The organism is Micromonospora sp. NPDC049836 (assembly GCF_044465125.1).
GTDB lineage: Bacteria > Actinomycetota > Actinomycetes > Mycobacteriales > Micromonosporaceae > Micromonospora.
The window spans coordinates 340,578-355,193 of the sequence record NZ_JBITLH010000006.1 but is presented as its reverse complement, the minus strand read 5'-3'; the positions used below and the strand labels follow the sequence as shown (position 1 = coordinate 355,193).

Here is a 14,616-nt window from a genome sequence, read left to right as displayed (position 1 = left end):
GGTGCCGCGCGCCACCCGCCGCGGCGGCCGACCGGCCCGGATCAGGGACGTGCCGCCGCCAGCGCCGCCCGCATCGCCTCGACCGGTGCGGGCACCCCGGTGAACTGGGCGAACTGGTCGACCGCCTGGGCCAGCAGCAGGTCCAGGCCGGAGACCACCCGGCAGCCGGCGGCCAGCGCCGCCGCGGCGAGTGGAGTGGGCCAGGGGTCGTAGAGGGCGTCGAAGAAGACCGTGCCGGGCCGCCAGTCGAAGTTCTCGGCCAGCGGGTCGGCCACCCCCTTCGGCACCGTGGAGATCACCACGTCGGCGCGGGCGTGCGCGGGCGCGCCGTCCCACCCGGCGCCGGTCAGCGGCACCCCGACCGACCGGGCCACCGGGCGCAGCTCGTGCACCGCCTCGGGGCGGCGGGCCACCACGGTCACCTCGGCGGCGCCGAGCCGGGCCGCCGCCGCGAGCGCCGCCCGGGCGGTGCCACCCGCGCCGAGCAGGGTCACCGTGGCCCCGGCCGGCACCCCGGCGGCGGTGAGCACGTCGACCATGCCGGTGACGTCGGTGTTGTCGGCGTACCAGGTGCCGTCGCAGCGGCGTACCAGGGTGTTGGCGGCGCCCACCGCGGCGGCGACCGGGGAGGCCTCGCCGGCCAGCGCGAGCGCCGCCTCCTTGCCCGGCATGGTCACCGACAGCCCGGCCCACTCCGGGCCCAGGCCCGCGACCAGGCCGGCCAGCTCGTCGGCCGCGCACTCGATCCGGGTGTACGACCAGCCGGTCAGCCCGGCCGCCGCGTACCCGGCCTGGTGGATGACCGGGGAGAGCGAGTGGGCGATCGGCTTGCCCACGACGGCGGCCCTCACGCGCAGTTCGATCCCGTCAGCACCTTGTTGTCGCACATGGTCTTGATGAGCCGGCGGTATTCGGCGTCGTTGGAGCCGTAGCCCATCGTGCCCTTCTTGTCGATCGTCATGAAGTAGATCCAGTCCCCGGTCGGCGGGTCGAGCGCGCCCTTGAGCGCGCCCTCGCCCGGGTTGCTGATCGGGGTGATCGGCAGGCCGGCCACGTCGTGCGTGTTGTACGGGTTCTTCAGGTTGTGGATCTCGCTGGCCAGCAGCTCGTTGGAGTCCTTCGGATCCTTGCCCTGCAACCGGAACCAGTAGTTGATGCCGCTGTCGATGCCCAGGCACTTGCAGCCGATCTTGCCGGCGTAGACCCGGTTGTAGATCACCCGGGACACCTTGGCGAAGTCCTTCGGGTCGACCGCCTCGGCCTGCGCGATGGAGGCGGCGACCAGCGCCTCGTACGGGGAGATCTTCCGTTCCTTCTGCACCCGGTCGACGAAGTTGAGCTGCTCGGTGACGCGGAGGAACTCGTCGACCATCATCGAGAGGATCTGCGCGGCGGTGGCCTTCGGCGGGATCTCGTAGGTGGACGGGTAGAGGAAGCCCTCGATGCTCTTCGGGGCCTTCTTGCCGTCCTGCCGGTTGAACCAGAAGGCCGGCACGCCCAGCTTGACCGGGTCCTTCGCGGCGGCCTTGAACTCGGCCACCGGGATCTTGGTCTCCCGGGACAGGATCGCGTAGACGTTGAGGCTGATCGTGCCCTCCGGGATGGTCACCCCGTCGACCACCCGGCTCTTCGGGTCGAGCATCAGGACGATGACGTCGGCGGCCTTCATCTGCTTGCGCACCTTGTACGTGCCGACCTGGATGTTCTTGCTGCGGGAGTTCGCGTCGGCGGCCTCGATGAACGCCTTGGTGCTCTTGACCACGCCGGCGTCGTAGAGGGAGTTGCCGATGTCGGTGAGGGTGTCCCCCGCCTTGACCTGCACCGTCGCCTCGCCCGAGCCCGGACCGTCGTAATCCGGGGTGACGAAGTGGTTACGGATCCGGTCGAAGCCGACGTACGCGCCGCCGCCGATGCCGCCCAGCAGCACGATGGCCATCAGGAGAGCGAAGATCGTCTTGCCCCGGCTGCCGCCCGAGCCGCCGTTGCGCTTGCGTACCGCGCCGCGCCGGTGCCGGCCCTTCTCCCCCCTCTCCGGCTCGTCGAACCCCAGATCAAGATCGTCGATCATTGCGTCCGCCTCCGCTGTGCGTCCAGCCAGCTCTGCAGAATCTCCACCGCGGCGGCCTGGTCGACCACCGCCCGTTGGCGCTTTCCCCGGACGCCCCGTTCGGCCAGCCTACGACTAGCCACCACGGTCGACATCCTCTCGTCCGTCAGCGTCACCGGAATCGACCCCATTACATCGGCCAACCGGGCAGCATAGGCCGATACGTTCGCCGCGGCCGGGCCATGCTTTCCGGCGAGGTTCACCGGGAGGCCGACCACGATCTCGACCGCCTCGTGCTCGGCGGCCAGCCGGACCAGCTCCGCCATGTCGCCGGGCACCGCGTCGGGGCCGGTGGCCAGGTCACGGGCGAGGGTGACCAGCGGGGTGGCCAGGATGCCGTGCGGGTCGGAACGGGCCACGCCCACCCGGACCTGTCCGACATCCACCCCGAGGCGGACGCCGGTGGTCGAGTCAGCCATCTACCGGACACCTCCCCTCCGGTACGGGCCAGGGCGGACCGGCCGGTCCGCCCTGGCGTCGATCGGTCTCACCATCACGCGTCGGCGATCGCCTTCTCCACGGTCAGCAGCAGGTTCGGCGCCTCCCCGGCCGGCAGGCCGCCGCCCTGGGCCAGGTCGTCGCTGCCGCCGCCCCGACCGGAGAACGCGGCCTTCACCAGGTCCTTCGCGCTCAGGCCACGACCACGGGCAGCCTGGTTGACGGCCACCACCAGGGAGGCCTTGCCGTTGGCACGGGCGGCCACCCCGACCACCGCCGGACGGGCCGGGTCGATCCGGCCGCGGATCTCCTGGGCCAGGGTGCGTACGTCGTTCGCGGCCGCGCCCTCGGGCGCCTCGGTGCCCACGTACGCCACGCCCCGCACGTCCTTCGCCCCGGCCGCGAGGCTCGCCGCACCGCCCAGCACCAGCTGGGCGCGGAGCTTCTCCAGCTCCTTCTCGGCGTCGCGCAGCTGGGTGACGGTCTGCTCGACCCGGTCCGCGACCTGCTCGCCCGGCACCCGGAACAGCTCCGCCAGCCGGGACACCAGCAGGTGCTCGCGGGCCAGGAAGCCGAACGCGTCCATGCCGACCAGGGCCTCGATCCGCCGGACACCCGAGCCCACCGAGGCCTCGGAGAGGATCTTCACGAGGCCGAGCTGGGCGGAGCGGGCCACGTGCGTGCCGCCGCACAACTCGCGGGCGTAGTCGCCGACCTCGACGACCCGGACCCGCTCGCCGTACTTCTCGCCGAACAGCGCCATCGCGCCGATCCGGCGCGCCTCCTCCTGGCTGGTGATGAAGGCGTGCACCTCCAGGTCGGCCAGGAGCACCTCGTTGACCTGCTGCTCCACGTCGTGCAGCACGCTCGGCGCCACCCCGGTCGGGGTGTTGAAGTCGAACCGGAGCCGGCCCGGCGCGTTCAGCGAACCCGCCTGGGTCGCCGACTCGCCGAGGAAGTTGCGCATCGTCTGGTGCACCAGGTGGGTGGCGGTGTGCGAGCGGGAGATCGCCCGCCGGCGGGACGCGTCGATCTCGGCGTACCCGCTCTCCCCGGCGCGCACCTCACCCCGGACCACCCGGGCCCGGTGCACGATCAACCCGGGCACCGGCTGCTGCACGTCGAAGACCTCGACCTGCCCGCCGCCGACCGTGATCAGACCCTGGTCGGGCTGCTGGCCGCCGCCCTCGGCGTAGAACGGGGTGGTGTCGAGCACCAGCTCGACGGTGTCCCCCTCGACCGCCGCGTCGACCTGCGCGCCGCCGGCGAGCAGGGCGCGGACCCGCGACTCCCGGGTCAGCTCGGTGTAGCCGGTGAACTCGACCGGCCCGCCGCCGTCGAGCACCGACCGGTACGCCGACACGTCGGTGTGGCCGGTCTTGCGGGCCTGCGCGTCGGCCTTGGCGCGGTTGCGCTGGTCGGCCATCAGCCGGCGGAAGCCGTCCGCGTCGACCTGCAGGCCCTGCTCGGCCGCGATCTCCAGGGTCAGGTCGATCGGGAAGCCGTACGTGTCGTGCAGCTGGAACGCCTTGTCACCGGAGATGGCGGCCTGCCCGGCCGACTTGGTCTCGGCGATCGCGGTGTCCAGGATCGTGGTGCCGGCCCGCAGCGTGGCGAGGAAGGCGTCCTCCTCGGCGTACGCGTACTGGGAGATCCGGCCGAAGTCCTCGGCCAGCTCCGGGTACGACGGGGCCATGCAGTCCCGGGCCACCGGCAGCAGCTCGGGCAGCGCCCGGTCCTGGTAGCCGAGCAGGCGCACCGCCCGGATGGCCCGGCGCATGATCCGGCGCAGCACGTAGCCGCGGCCCTCGTTCGACGGGGTCACCCCGTCGCCGATCAGCATCAGCGCGGTCCGCACGTGGTCGGCGATCACCCGCAGCCGCACGTCGTCCGGGTGCGACTCGCTGGCCACGTGGCCGGAGTGCGCCCCGTACCGCTTGCCGGTCAGTTCGGCGGCCCGGGCGAGGATCGGCCGGACCTCGTCGATCTCGTAGAGGTTGTCGACGCCCTGCAGGATCGAGGCCATCCGCTCCAGGCCCATGCCGGTGTCGATGTTCTTCGCCGGCAGCTCACCGAGGATCGGGTAATCCTCCTTGCCGGTGCCGGGCCCCCGCTCGAACTGCATGAAGACGAGGTTCCAGAACTCCATGTAGCGGTCCTCGTCGACCGCCGGCCCGCCCTCGCGGCCGTACTCGGGACCGCGGTCGTAGAACAGCTCGGAGCAGGGGCCGCACGGGCCGGGGATGCCCATCGACCAGAAGTTGTCCGCCTTGCCGCGGCGGACGATCCGCTCGGCGGGCACGCCGACCGAACGCCAGATCTGGAACGCCTCGTCGTCGTCGAGGTAGACCGTCGGCCAGATCCGCTCCGGGTCCAGCCCGAAGCCGCCCGCCTCGACCGGCTTGGTGACCAGGTCCCAGGCCAGCGGGATCGCGCCCTGCTTGAAGTAGTCGCCGAAGGAGAAGTTGCCGTTCATCTGGAAGAACGTGCCGTGCCGGCTGGTCTTGCCGACCTCGTCGATGTCCGGCGTGCGGATGCACTTCTGGACGCTGACCGCGCGCTGGTACGGCGGGGTCTGCTGGCCCAGGAAGTAGGGGACGAACTGCACCATGCCGGCGTTGACGAACAGCAGGTTCGGGTCGCTGATGGCGGGCAGCGGAGCGGACGGCACCACGGCGTGGCCATTCGCCTCGAAGTGGGCGAGGTACCGCCGCTTGATCTCCGCCGTCTTCATCGCTGGTGCTCCTCCGGGAAAATCTCTCGGTCGCCGATGCGCGGGTCCTCGCGCAGGTCGGCGAACTGGTCGTCGTACGCCTCGCCGCGGGCGAAGGCCTCGTGGATCTCCTGTTCGCGCTCGGCCATCCCGGCGCGGACGTCCTCGACGAAGCCCCGGACCGACTCGACCAGGCCGCCGGCGGACTCGGACAGCCCGCTGGCGATGCCCGCCGGCGTGTACGCCTGCGCGGTGCGGGTGGCCTTGCGCACCACCAGCACACCCACGGCCAGGCCGACGCCCAGCCAGAACAACCGCCTCATGCTCTCATCCTCCCGCTGTGCGCCGGCCCGGGTCAGCGGTTGCCGCGCCTGGCGGCCCGGCGCTGCTGCTTGATGGTGTCGCGCACCTCACGCTCGGTCTCCGCGTGCCGACGGGCGGAGGCGGCCTTGCGCACGCCGTAACCGAAGGCCGCCACCTTGACCAGCGGGTTCGCGGCGGCGGCCGAGACCACGGCGGCCAGATTCGCCACGTTCGCGGTGACGTTTTGCGCGTGGGTGGTCATGGTGTCCACCTTGGCGAGCTGGAGGTTGACCCCGTCGAGGGAGGTCTGCACCTGCTCCAGCGCGGTGTTGACGTTCTTCACGGTCGTGTTGACGTCACCGAGCAGGGGGGTGGTGCGGTCGTTCAGCTCGGTGATCATGCGGGTCGTCGCGTCCACGGTGTGCCGCAGCCGCAGGATCGGCACCGCCAGCACGAGCACCAGCATCAGGAACGCGCCGGCCGCGATCAGTGCGGCGATCTCTCCACCACTCACGCGCATGTCCTCCTCAAGCAGGGTCCCGGGGCCCGACGCCCCGGGACGCGCGACCGTCCTACCCACTTCGTCCCACGCCGACCCACCGTCAACGGGCGCGGGCGGTTCCGCCAGCCCCAGACCCTACCGTCCGTGATGGAAACCGGCTCACGACGGTGAGCGTGTCAGCTCGCCGAGCGGATCGTCAGTGAGGGTCGGGTACGGATCCTCACCGGTGAGTGACGGGTCGGTGCTCGGCTGTGGTCCGGTCCGCTCGTCGTCGATCGCGTTGCGGACCTTCACCGACACCAACGACCCGGTGCACTTCTCCGCTGCGGGCGTGGGTGCCGGAGTCGGTGCCGGCTCCCCGCCGACCGGTGGCGGCACGCAGGTGGGATCCCGGACCCACAGGTCGAGGGTGAGCTCGTCGCGCCGCCAGCAGGTGTAGCTGCCCTTGACCGGCTGCTCCGGGCAGCGGTCCACCTTCCACCGCCGCCAGCCGTCCCGGCCGAGCGCCTGCTGGTAGACCTCGGCGGTCTCCTTCCAGGCCTTCTCCGACTCGACGGTGCGTTCCCGCAGCCGGCAGTCCTGCAGGCACCAGCGGCTGCCGCTGACGTTGTCGACGGTGTCGTTCGCCGCCCAGGACGGCACGGCGAGCGCGTCGAGGGTGTCGAAGACCGGGTCGTGGCTGAGCGCGCGCAGCCCGAAGTAGAGCGGGACCGCGCCGAGCAGCACCAGACTGACCAGGGCGAGGATGCCCATCCGCAGCCGCCGCCGCTCGCGCATCTGGCGACGCAGCTCGGACCGCGCGCCGCGCAGGACGCCGGCCTCGGTGGGCGGCTGCCCGGGGTCGGACTCGGCTCGCCGCAGCGCGGGTCCGGTCGCGCCCTCCGGTGCGGCCTGCCCCGGCTCCCGGGGCGGTACGACCGCCGCCGCCCGGGCCGCCACGGGCGCGCCGGCCCTCGCCGGGGGCACGACCGCCGGGCCGGCCGGGCCGGGCCGGGCGGGCTCCGGCGGATGCGGGCCGACCCGCCCGGCCGGCCGCTCGTCGGGTACGCCGGGCGGGGCGACCGCGGCGGCCGCCCGGGCCACCGTGGGTTGGGGGGCCCCGCCACGCGGGCCCGGTGCCGACGCCGGTCCACCTGGCGGCGGCGCGCTGTCCGGGCCGGGGCGGGCCGGGCCGTTAGCCCGCGGGTCACCACCGGCCGGCCCCGGACGGCCGGGCTGGGCCGCCGGCCCGCCGCGTCCGCCGGGTGGGTTGGCGGGGCGGGCGGGATCGCCGCCGGGCGGCGGGCCACCGGCCCGGCCGGCGTCCACACCGGCCGGTGCACCGGCCCGGCCGGCCTCCGGCGCCGCCGCGTTTCGCCCGGCCGGGCCGCCGGGGCGCGCGGCGCCGCGTGCGGGACGCGCCCGGTCCGGGGGCGCGGCGGCACCGGTCCGCGCGTTCGGGGCACGGTTGGCGCCGGTGGGCGGGCCCTCCTCGGTGGTCGGCGCGCCGACCGGCGAGCCGGTGGGTCGGCCGGCCACCGGGGTGGCGGGATCGCTGTGCGGGGTACGCCCGGCCTGCCGCAGCCAGTCGGCCGGCCGCTCGGGCCGCGGCCGTGGCTCGCCGGCCGGCTCGTGGGCGCCCCGGCGCGGTCCGGAAGCGGCACCGACCGGCCGGCCCGTCGGCGGCTCCGGCGCGGCACGGCGGCCGGCCGGGTCGTCCGGCACCGGCCGGCGGCCGGTCGTGTCCTCGGGCGCGGCACGGCGACCGGTCACATCCTCCGGTCCGGCACGGCGACCGGTCACGTCCTCGGGTCCGGCACGGCGACCGGTCACGTCCTCGGGTCCGGCACGGCGGCCGCCGCGGAGGGCTGGCTCCTCGGGGGCGGTCCGGCGGCCGGCTGACGGCATCGCATCCCGGCCGGCAGGTGGCATCGCATCCCGGCCAGCGGGCGACATGGCGCCCCGAGCGGCGGGCGGCATCGCGTCCTGGCCGGCGGGCGGCATCGCGCCCCGACCGGCGGGCGGCATGGTGTCCCTACCGGCGGGCGGCATGGCCGGGGCGTCGGGGGTGGTCCGGCGGCCGGCTCGGGCCGGCGGCCCGTCGGGGGCGCGCCGGCCGGCCGGCGGCATGGTGGGCTCCCCCGGTGCGCGCCCGGCCCGCGGGGCCGCCGGATCGTCCGGGAGCGGCCGGCGGCCGGCGGGCGACGCTGGGTCGTCGGGGCCGGCCCGCCGGGCGGCGGGCGGGACCGCGCCGCCGCGACCGGCGGGCGGGACGCTCGGAACGGGTGGGGCGTTGCCGCTGCGCGGCACCGCCGGCGGCGGCTCGGGCTCGTCGGCGCGGCGACGGCCGCCGGCGCGGCCGGCGGCCGGACCGCCCACCCGGGACACACTCTCGTCGGCGGGGTCGGCCTGGGCATGGCGGCGCCGGGGCTCGGCCTCGGCCGGCCCGGGCCGGCCGGTGACCGGGTCGACGACCGGATAGCCGGCAGCGGGCGGCGCGGCGGCGGCGCGGACCGGCGGCACCGCGGTGCGACCGGTCTCGGGCCCGACGGCGGCCCGACGGCCGGCCCCGGAGACGGGACGGACGCCGCCCTCGACCCCGTCGGGCAGCGACCGCCGACCGGCACCGGACACCGGCCGGACGCCCGGCTCGACACCGCCCGGACCCGGCCGGCCGGCAGCCGGGTCGCTGCGGTGGCCGGCGCCGGAGACCGGCCGGACGCCGGCCCCACCGCCGGTGGGGGCGGCGCGCCGGGCGCCGCCCGAGACGGGTCGCACGGCCGGGTCGACGGCGCTCTCGGCGCCGTGCCGGCCACGCGGCGTGGGCGGGACCGGAACCCCCGGCCCGGCCGGGGGCAGGTCGACGCCGGTCGGCCAGCCGGGGCCCGCGCCCGGGCGCTCCGGCACCGGCGCCGGGCCACGGTCCGGGCCGGGTGCGGCCGCGCCGCGAGCCCGGCCGGATGATCCGGCGCCCCGGGGCCGGGCCGGGCCGCCGCGGCCCGGCTCGGGGCCGGCGGGCGGCACCGGAGCAGCACCCGGGCCAGACTCCGGGCCGGCGGGCGGCACCGGACCACCCCGGCCCGGCTCACGACCGACCGGCGGGACCGGACCACCCCGGCCGGACTCGCGGCCCGGCTCACGGCCGACCGGCGGCACGGGACCACCCCGGCGCGGCTCACGGCCGACCGGCGGCACCGGGCCACCCCGGTCGGGCTCGCGACCGACCGGCGGCACCGGGCCGCCGCGACCGGTGGGCGGCGTCAGCCGGCCGTCCGGGCCCGCGGCTCGGGCAGCGGGCGGTGGCAGGGGCGGCTGCTGACCGGTCGGCGCCTCGCCCCGTCGGGGTGGTTCGGCGGGATGCTGGCCGGGCTCGGAAGCGCCCGGCCAGAAGGCCTCCACCGGGCCGCGCCGGGCCGCGCCCGGGTCCGGCCGGCCGGGACGGGCCGGCGGGGTGGCCGCCGCGGCGTCGGCCGGTCCACGCCGGACCGGCGGTCCGGCCGGGCCCGACCGGCCGGCGGCCGGCGGCACCGGGCCGGGGTGGCCGGCGGCCGGCGGCGGCACCGGGCCGGGACGGGCCGCGGGCGGTGGTTCGGACGCGGGCGGTACCGGCCCGGCGGCGGCCGGTGGCACCGCGCCGCGCGGGGGCGCCGCGGGCAGGTCCCCGTCCGGGCCGAGTTCGGCCCGCTGCTGCTTCGCGGTCCGCAGGTCGTCGATCCAGCCGAACTCCTCGCCGACGGCGGCCTCGTCGGGCTCCGCGTCGGCCTTGCCCCGCCCCCACCGGCGGCCCTTGGCACGAGGGTCGCGCCGCTCCTCCGGGCCGTCTTCCGGCCGCTCAGGACCACGCGCCATCACTGCTGACCCTCCCCGACGGCAGCGCCGTCGCCCTCATTCGCCCCGTCGCCCCGCTGCGGGGCGGTCGCCCCGACACTCTCGGTGGCCGGCTCCGCACGGGCCGCCGGCGTCGGCAGCCCTCGCACGATCCGGCGCAGCAACGGCAGCCGGGTGGCCACCGCCCGCTCCGCGCCGTGCCCGCTCGGCCGGTAGTAGTCGGCCCCCACGAGATCGTCCGGAGCGTACTGCTGGGTGACCACCCCCCGGTGGTCGTCGTGCGGGTAGCGGTATCCGGCGCCGTGCCCGAGCCCACGTGCCCCGGAGTAGTGCGCGTCCCGCAGCCCTCGCGGCACCGGCCCGCCCCGGCCGGCGCGGACGTCGGCGATCGCCGCGCCGATCGCGGTGGTGGCCGAGTTCGATTTCGGGGCGGTGGCCAGGTGGATGACCGCGTGCGCGAGGTTGAGCTGGACCTCGGGCAGCCCGACGTACTCGACCGCGTGCGCGGCGGCGGTGGCCACGGTGAGCGCGGTGGGGTCGGCCATACCGACGTCCTCGCTCGCGAAGATCACCAGGCGGCGGGCGATGAACCGGGCGTCCTCCCCGGCCACCAGCATCCGGGCCAGCCAGTGCAGCGCGGCGTCCACGTCCGAGCCGCGCATGCTCTTGATGAACGCGCTGATCACGTCGTAGTGGGCGTCGCCGTCCCGGTCGTACCGGACGGCGGCCACGTCGACCGCCTGCTCGGCGGTGGCCAGGTCGATCCGGTCGGCGCCGCGCGCGGCGGCGGAGGCGGCCGCCGCCTCCAGCGCGGTGAGCGCCTTGCGGACGTCGCCGCCGGCGAGCCGGACCAGGTGGTCCTCCGCCTCGGTGGCCAGGGTCAGCGAGCCGTTCAGGCCGCGCTCGTCGGCCACCGCGCGGCGCAGCAGGCCGCGTACGGCGTCGTCGTCCAAGGGCTGGAGCGTGAGCAGCACGCAGCGGGACAGCAGCGGCGAGATGACCGAGAAGTACGGATTCTCGGTGGTCGCCGCCAGCAGGGTCACCGTCCGGTCCTCGACCGCGGCGAGGAGCGAGTCCTGCTGGGTCTTGCTGAACCGGTGCACCTCGTCGATGAAGAGCACGGTCTGCGGGCCGCCGGCCCGGCGCTGCCGCCGCGCGGTGTCGATCACGGCCCGGACGTCCTTGACCCCGGCGGTCAGCGCGGACATGGCCACGAACCGCCGGTCGGTGGCCCGGGCCACCAGGTGGGCGATGGTGGTCTTGCCGCTGCCGGGCGGCCCCCACAGGATCACCGACATCGGCGCGGCGCCCTCGACCAGTTGCCGCAGCGGGGCGCCCGGGGCGAGCAGGTGTTCCTGGCCGACCAGCTCGTCGATGCCGGCCGGGCGCATCCGGACCGGCAGCGGAGCGTCCGGCCGGGTGGCGGAGAACGGGTCGACGCCGGGGGAACCCGCGGGGCCGCCGGGGGGCGCGCCGGCGGGTTCGCCGAGGGTGAAGAGGGCGTCGGACTCCATCACGAGAACAGTACCGGGCCCGGCCGACGGCGCTGGAATCGCGCCGTGGGCCGGGCCCCGGTGATCCGTTCCGGTCAGCCGCGGCCGGGACGGCGACCGCGGTACCAGCGGCCCCGGCCGCCGGTGCCCGGGCCGTTGCCGACCCCGGCCAGGTAGAGCGAGAGCAGCAGAAAACCGATGAGCATGAGGGTGTGCACGTTGAACAGGTCGGGAGCGCCGAGGTTCGTGTCCAGGAAGTCGAGCAGCAGCGCGAAGCCGAACACGATGGCCGCGAGAATGGCGAGCATGGTCGTTCCTCCGGTGGGGGGTCCCTATGGGGTCGGCGAGGGATGTACCCGATCGGTCTGTTCGTCAATCTCCACGCTGGACCGGGCGGCCCGGAGCGGGTCGGTGGCCGGGATCCGCGCTCTCGTAGGCTGACCGCGTGATCACCGCCGAGCAGGTGCTGGCGGGGCGGGAGGCCCTGCTCGCCGCCACCGGACACCACCCGTACGCCCGCCACGCGCTCTGGCGCGACCACGAGGCGCGGGGGTGGCGGCGCGACGGCGCGGTGGGCTGGCTGCTCCCGCCCGGGCAGGGGCCGGCCGGTGGCGCGGTCGGGCCGGCGGGACCGGCGCTGGACGTCTTCGCCGGCCTCGTCGCGGACGGGACGCTGCACGCCGGCCAGTGGCTGCACCTGCCGCGTGCCACCCCGGCGGAGGTGGCCGGCCGGCTCACGGTGGCCCGGCTCGACGAGTGGGACTTCCGCTGGACCACGACGGCCCCGCCGGAGCAGGCCGGGGAGGACCGGGTGGTCCGCCTCACCGAGGCTGACCACCCGGCGCTCGACGCGCTGATCGACGCGGCGTTCCCCAGCACCACGTCCCGGCCGGGCGACCCGCGCGTCGTCGACTGGTACGGCATCCGCGCCGGCGACCGGCTGGTGGCCGCCGGCGCGGATCGGAGCCGGGGCGACATCGGCTTCCTCGCCGGCCTCACCGTGGCGGCCGACCGGCGGGGCCGGGGCCTCGGCGCGGCGCTGACCGCCGGGATGACCCGGGCCCTGCTGGGCCGGTACGACCACGTCGCGCTCGGCGTCTACACCGACAACGTGGGCGCGATCCGGCTCTACCGCCGCCTCGGTTTCACCCGCACCGAGCCCCGTACCTCGGTGCACCTGGGCTGACCGTCGTCCCGCCGGCCCGGCCGTCAGGCGGACCGGGTGCCGGCGTCCGCGGCGGGCACGGACACCGGCGCGGGGCCGGCGAGACTGCCCTCGGGTCCGGTCGCCACGACCGGGGTCGCCCCGGCGGCCTCCGCCGGGTCCGGCCCGGACCCGGCCGGCGCGCCGGCGGCGGTCGCGGCCGCCCGGTTCGCCCGCCAGGCCGGCAGGTAGAGGGGGGCGGCCAGGGCGAGTACCACCGCGCCGACCAGCATGGCCGTGCCGACGCTGGCGCGGTCCGCCACGGCGGTCAGCACCACCGCGCCGAGCGCACCGGCCGGCTGGCCCATCATCGAGTTCAGCGAGAGCACGCTGGTCCGGTACGGCCCGTCGACCTGGCGGTGCAGCAGGCCCATGTGCAGCGGGTTCGACGCGCCGTGCACGGTGTAGCAGGCCAGGTAGGCGATGAGCACCCCGACCGGGCCGGCGAGCAGGCCCATCCCGACCACCGTGCCGCCCTGGAGCACCCGCATGAGCGCGGCGGCGGGCGCGGCACCGAGGCGCCGCAGCAGCAGCGGGGTCAGTGCGGCGCCGGCCGCGTTGGCCAGCCAGGCCGCCGAGCCGGCGGGGCCGAGCAGCGCGGCGGCCCGGTCGGCGCCACCGACCACCTCGGCGAGACGCACCGGCAGCAGCGACTCGAAGGTGACCATGCCGAAGCCCCAGAACAGCTCGACGGCGACCAGCGCGAACAGCACCCGGTTGCGGCGCAGCAGGCCGAACGCCTGGCCGACCATCCGGGGCGCCTCGACCACCGAGTTCCGCAGCGCCGCGCGCCCCTTCGCCGGCCGCTCCTCGACCAGCAGCACGGTGAGCACCACCAGCGCCGCCACCTGCAGGGCGATGGCCACCAGTACGGGCAGGGTCAGCGCGCTGACCGGGCCGATCGGGCCGAGGGCGACCAGACCGCCGCCGAGCAGCGCACCGGCGCCGATGGCGATGCCGGCGACGGTGCCGGCCCAGCCGAGGCCCCGTTCGTACTCGGCCTTCGGGTCGGCGGCCAGGGTGGCGTCGACGTACCAGGACTCCAGCGGGCCGCTGTCGAGCGCCCGGTAGATGCCCTGCAACGCCCAGACCAGAGCGAACAGCCAGAACGAGTCGGCCACGGCGAACAGCGCCAGCGAGGCCAGGCAGACCACCCAGGCGGCGATCAGCACCGGTTTGCGGCCGAGGGCGTCGGCGAAGCCACCGGTGGGCAGCTCCAGCGCCAGCACCACCAGGCCCTGCGCGGTGGCGACCAGGCCGATCTGGGACAGCGACAGGCCGCGTTCCTGCATCAGCAGGATCATCACCGGGATGGTCAGGCCGGCGGGCAGCCAGCGCAGGCCGTAGAGGGTGAGGTAACGGAACCGGACCTGGCGTACGGAGAGCGCGGTCACCGGAACTCCTTCTGCATGGGGTAGGCGGCGACGAAGATCTGGACCCGCTCGGCGCCGGGCTCGGTCGGGTCGGCCTCCTGCCGGTGCCGCTCCAGGACGGCCCAGAGCTCGGCCTCGATCGCCGCCAGCCGGGCGGCCGGGACGGTCAGGAAGAAGTCGCTCATGCCGAACGCGTCCCGCCACTCCGCCGACCACTCGTGCTGGGTGGCGAACCACTGCTCGGCGTGCCCGGCCAGCAGGCGGACCTGGTCGCCCTGGATCCAGTCGATCGCGGCGCGGGCGTCCGGGTCGTCGTCGAAGTCGCTCGCTTCCCAGTTGGTGACGTCGTGCGCGGCCCGCCACCAGCGCTGCCGGCCGGTGCCTCGGTCCGGGTCCTCCACGACGAGGCCCACCTCGGCGAGCTGGCGCAGGTGGTAGCTGGTCGCGCCGGTGTTGGTGTCGAGCAGGGTGGCGAGGGTGGTGGCGGTCGCCGGCCCCTTCACCCGCAACGCGCCGAGCAGGCGCATCCGCAGCGGGTGGGCGAGCACGCGCACCTGCCGGTGATCGAGCCGGACCTCGCGCGGTGCCGGTGTCCTGTCGCTGTCCATGAATGCAGAATAGCTGTGCACACTTTCTGTGCACAAGTCTTGTGCACAGAAAGTGTGCATGCGGACCG

The 14,616-nt window shown here is 75.9% G+C and carries 12 protein-coding genes; 1 reads left to right on the top strand and 11 read right to left on the bottom strand.

What is annotated here, in order from left to right; genetic code table 11:
* Positions 1–41 precede the first annotated feature (41 nt).
* The 9 genes from ACIBPB_RS19020 to ACIBPB_RS18980 all read right to left on the bottom strand — a co-directional run bounded on the left by ACIBPB_RS19020 (position 42) and on the right by ACIBPB_RS18980 (position 11,671).
* Positions 42–851 carry a shikimate dehydrogenase gene (locus ACIBPB_RS19020; protein WP_396840877.1) on the bottom strand — a complete coding sequence of 270 codons (810 nt, stop codon included), beginning with the start codon at positions 849–851 and terminating at the stop codon, positions 42–44.
* Complete coding sequence (gene mltG, locus ACIBPB_RS19015; protein WP_396840876.1) at positions 848–2,068, bottom strand: endolytic transglycosylase MltG; 1,221 nt, start codon at positions 2,066–2,068, stop codon at positions 848–850. Before mltG ends, ACIBPB_RS19020 begins: the two co-directional genes overlap by 4 nt.
* Positions 2,065–2,526 (bottom strand): Holliday junction resolvase RuvX, encoded by a 462-nt coding sequence (gene ruvX / locus ACIBPB_RS19010; RefSeq protein ID WP_396840875.1) that lies wholly within the window; start codon positions 2,524–2,526, stop codon positions 2,065–2,067. The genes mltG and ruvX overlap by 4 nt, the downstream gene beginning before the upstream one ends.
* A gap of 74 nt (positions 2,527–2,600) precedes the next feature.
* Positions 2,601–5,279, bottom strand: coding sequence for an alanine--tRNA ligase (gene alaS, locus ACIBPB_RS19005; protein ID WP_396840874.1), 2,679 nt, complete (start codon positions 5,277–5,279; stop codon positions 2,601–2,603).
* Positions 5,276–5,581 (bottom strand): hypothetical protein, encoded by a 306-nt coding sequence (locus tag ACIBPB_RS19000; protein WP_357323718.1) that lies wholly within the window; start codon positions 5,579–5,581, stop codon positions 5,276–5,278. The genes alaS and ACIBPB_RS19000 overlap by 4 nt, the downstream gene beginning before the upstream one ends.
* Before the next feature lie 32 nt (positions 5,582–5,613).
* Positions 5,614–6,075 carry a DUF948 domain-containing protein gene (locus tag ACIBPB_RS18995; protein WP_357323715.1) on the bottom strand — a complete coding sequence of 154 codons (462 nt, stop codon included), beginning with the start codon at positions 6,073–6,075 and terminating at the stop codon, positions 5,614–5,616.
* A gap of 147 nt (positions 6,076–6,222) precedes the next feature.
* A complete protein-coding gene (locus ACIBPB_RS18990) occupies positions 6,223–6,840 on the bottom strand; it encodes a hypothetical protein (RefSeq protein WP_396840975.1) in 618 nt (205 codons plus the stop codon).
* A 3,050-nt stretch (positions 6,841–9,890) separates the two neighbouring features.
* On the bottom strand, positions 9,891–11,384 hold the full coding sequence (locus ACIBPB_RS18985) for a replication-associated recombination protein A (RefSeq protein ID WP_396840873.1): 1,494 nt from the start codon (positions 11,382–11,384) through the stop codon (positions 9,891–9,893).
* Positions 11,385–11,458: 74 nt separating this feature from the next.
* Positions 11,459–11,671, bottom strand: a complete 213-nt coding sequence (locus tag ACIBPB_RS18980) for a hypothetical protein (RefSeq protein ID WP_357323709.1) — start codon at positions 11,669–11,671, stop codon at positions 11,459–11,461.
* 137 nt (positions 11,672–11,808) lie between these two features.
* Here ACIBPB_RS18980 and ACIBPB_RS18975 point away from each other — a divergent pair, with 137 nt between their 5' ends.
* Complete coding sequence (locus ACIBPB_RS18975; RefSeq protein ID WP_396840872.1) at positions 11,809–12,549, top strand: GNAT family N-acetyltransferase; 741 nt, start codon at positions 11,809–11,811, stop codon at positions 12,547–12,549.
* Positions 12,550–12,572: 23 nt separating this feature from the next.
* Here ACIBPB_RS18975 and ACIBPB_RS18970 read toward each other — a convergent pair whose 3' ends face one another.
* Both ACIBPB_RS18970 and ACIBPB_RS18965 read right to left on the bottom strand, forming a co-directional pair.
* The gene (locus tag ACIBPB_RS18970) at positions 12,573–13,961 is read right to left on the bottom strand and encodes an MFS transporter (RefSeq protein ID WP_396840871.1); all 1,389 of its coding nucleotides are present in this window, start codon (positions 13,959–13,961) and stop codon (positions 12,573–12,575) included.
* Positions 13,958–14,548, bottom strand: coding sequence for a winged helix-turn-helix domain-containing protein (locus ACIBPB_RS18965; protein ID WP_396840870.1), 591 nt, complete (start codon positions 14,546–14,548; stop codon positions 13,958–13,960). Before ACIBPB_RS18965 ends, ACIBPB_RS18970 begins: the two co-directional genes overlap by 4 nt.
* Positions 14,549–14,616 lie beyond the last annotated feature (68 nt).

Bases quoted from the DNA above. Each gene is read 5' to 3' on its own strand.
- mltG (WP_396840876.1), bottom strand. From the start codon at position 2,068: ATGATCGACGATCTTGATCTGGGGTTCGACGAGCCGGAGAGGGGGGAG.
- ruvX (WP_396840875.1), bottom strand. From the start codon at position 2,526: ATGGCTGACTCGACCACCGGCGTCCGCCTCGGGGTGGATGTCGGACAG.
- alaS (WP_396840874.1), bottom strand. From the start codon at position 5,279: ATGAAGACGGCGGAGATCAAGCGGCGGTACCTCGCCCACTTCGAGGCG.
- ACIBPB_RS19000 (WP_357323718.1), bottom strand. From the start codon at position 5,581: ATGAGGCGGTTGTTCTGGCTGGGCGTCGGCCTGGCCGTGGGTGTGCTG.
- ACIBPB_RS18990 (WP_396840975.1), bottom strand. From the start codon at position 6,840: ATGCGCGAGCGGCGGCGGCTGCGGATGGGCATCCTCGCCCTGGTCAGT.
- ACIBPB_RS18985 (WP_396840873.1), bottom strand. From the start codon at position 11,384: ATGGAGTCCGACGCCCTCTTCACCCTCGGCGAACCCGCCGGCGCGCCC.
- ACIBPB_RS18980 (WP_357323709.1), bottom strand. From the start codon at position 11,671: ATGCTCGCCATTCTCGCGGCCATCGTGTTCGGCTTCGCGCTGCTGCTC.
- ACIBPB_RS18965 (WP_396840870.1), bottom strand. From the start codon at position 14,548: ATGGACAGCGACAGGACACCGGCACCGCGCGAGGTCCGGCTCGATCAC.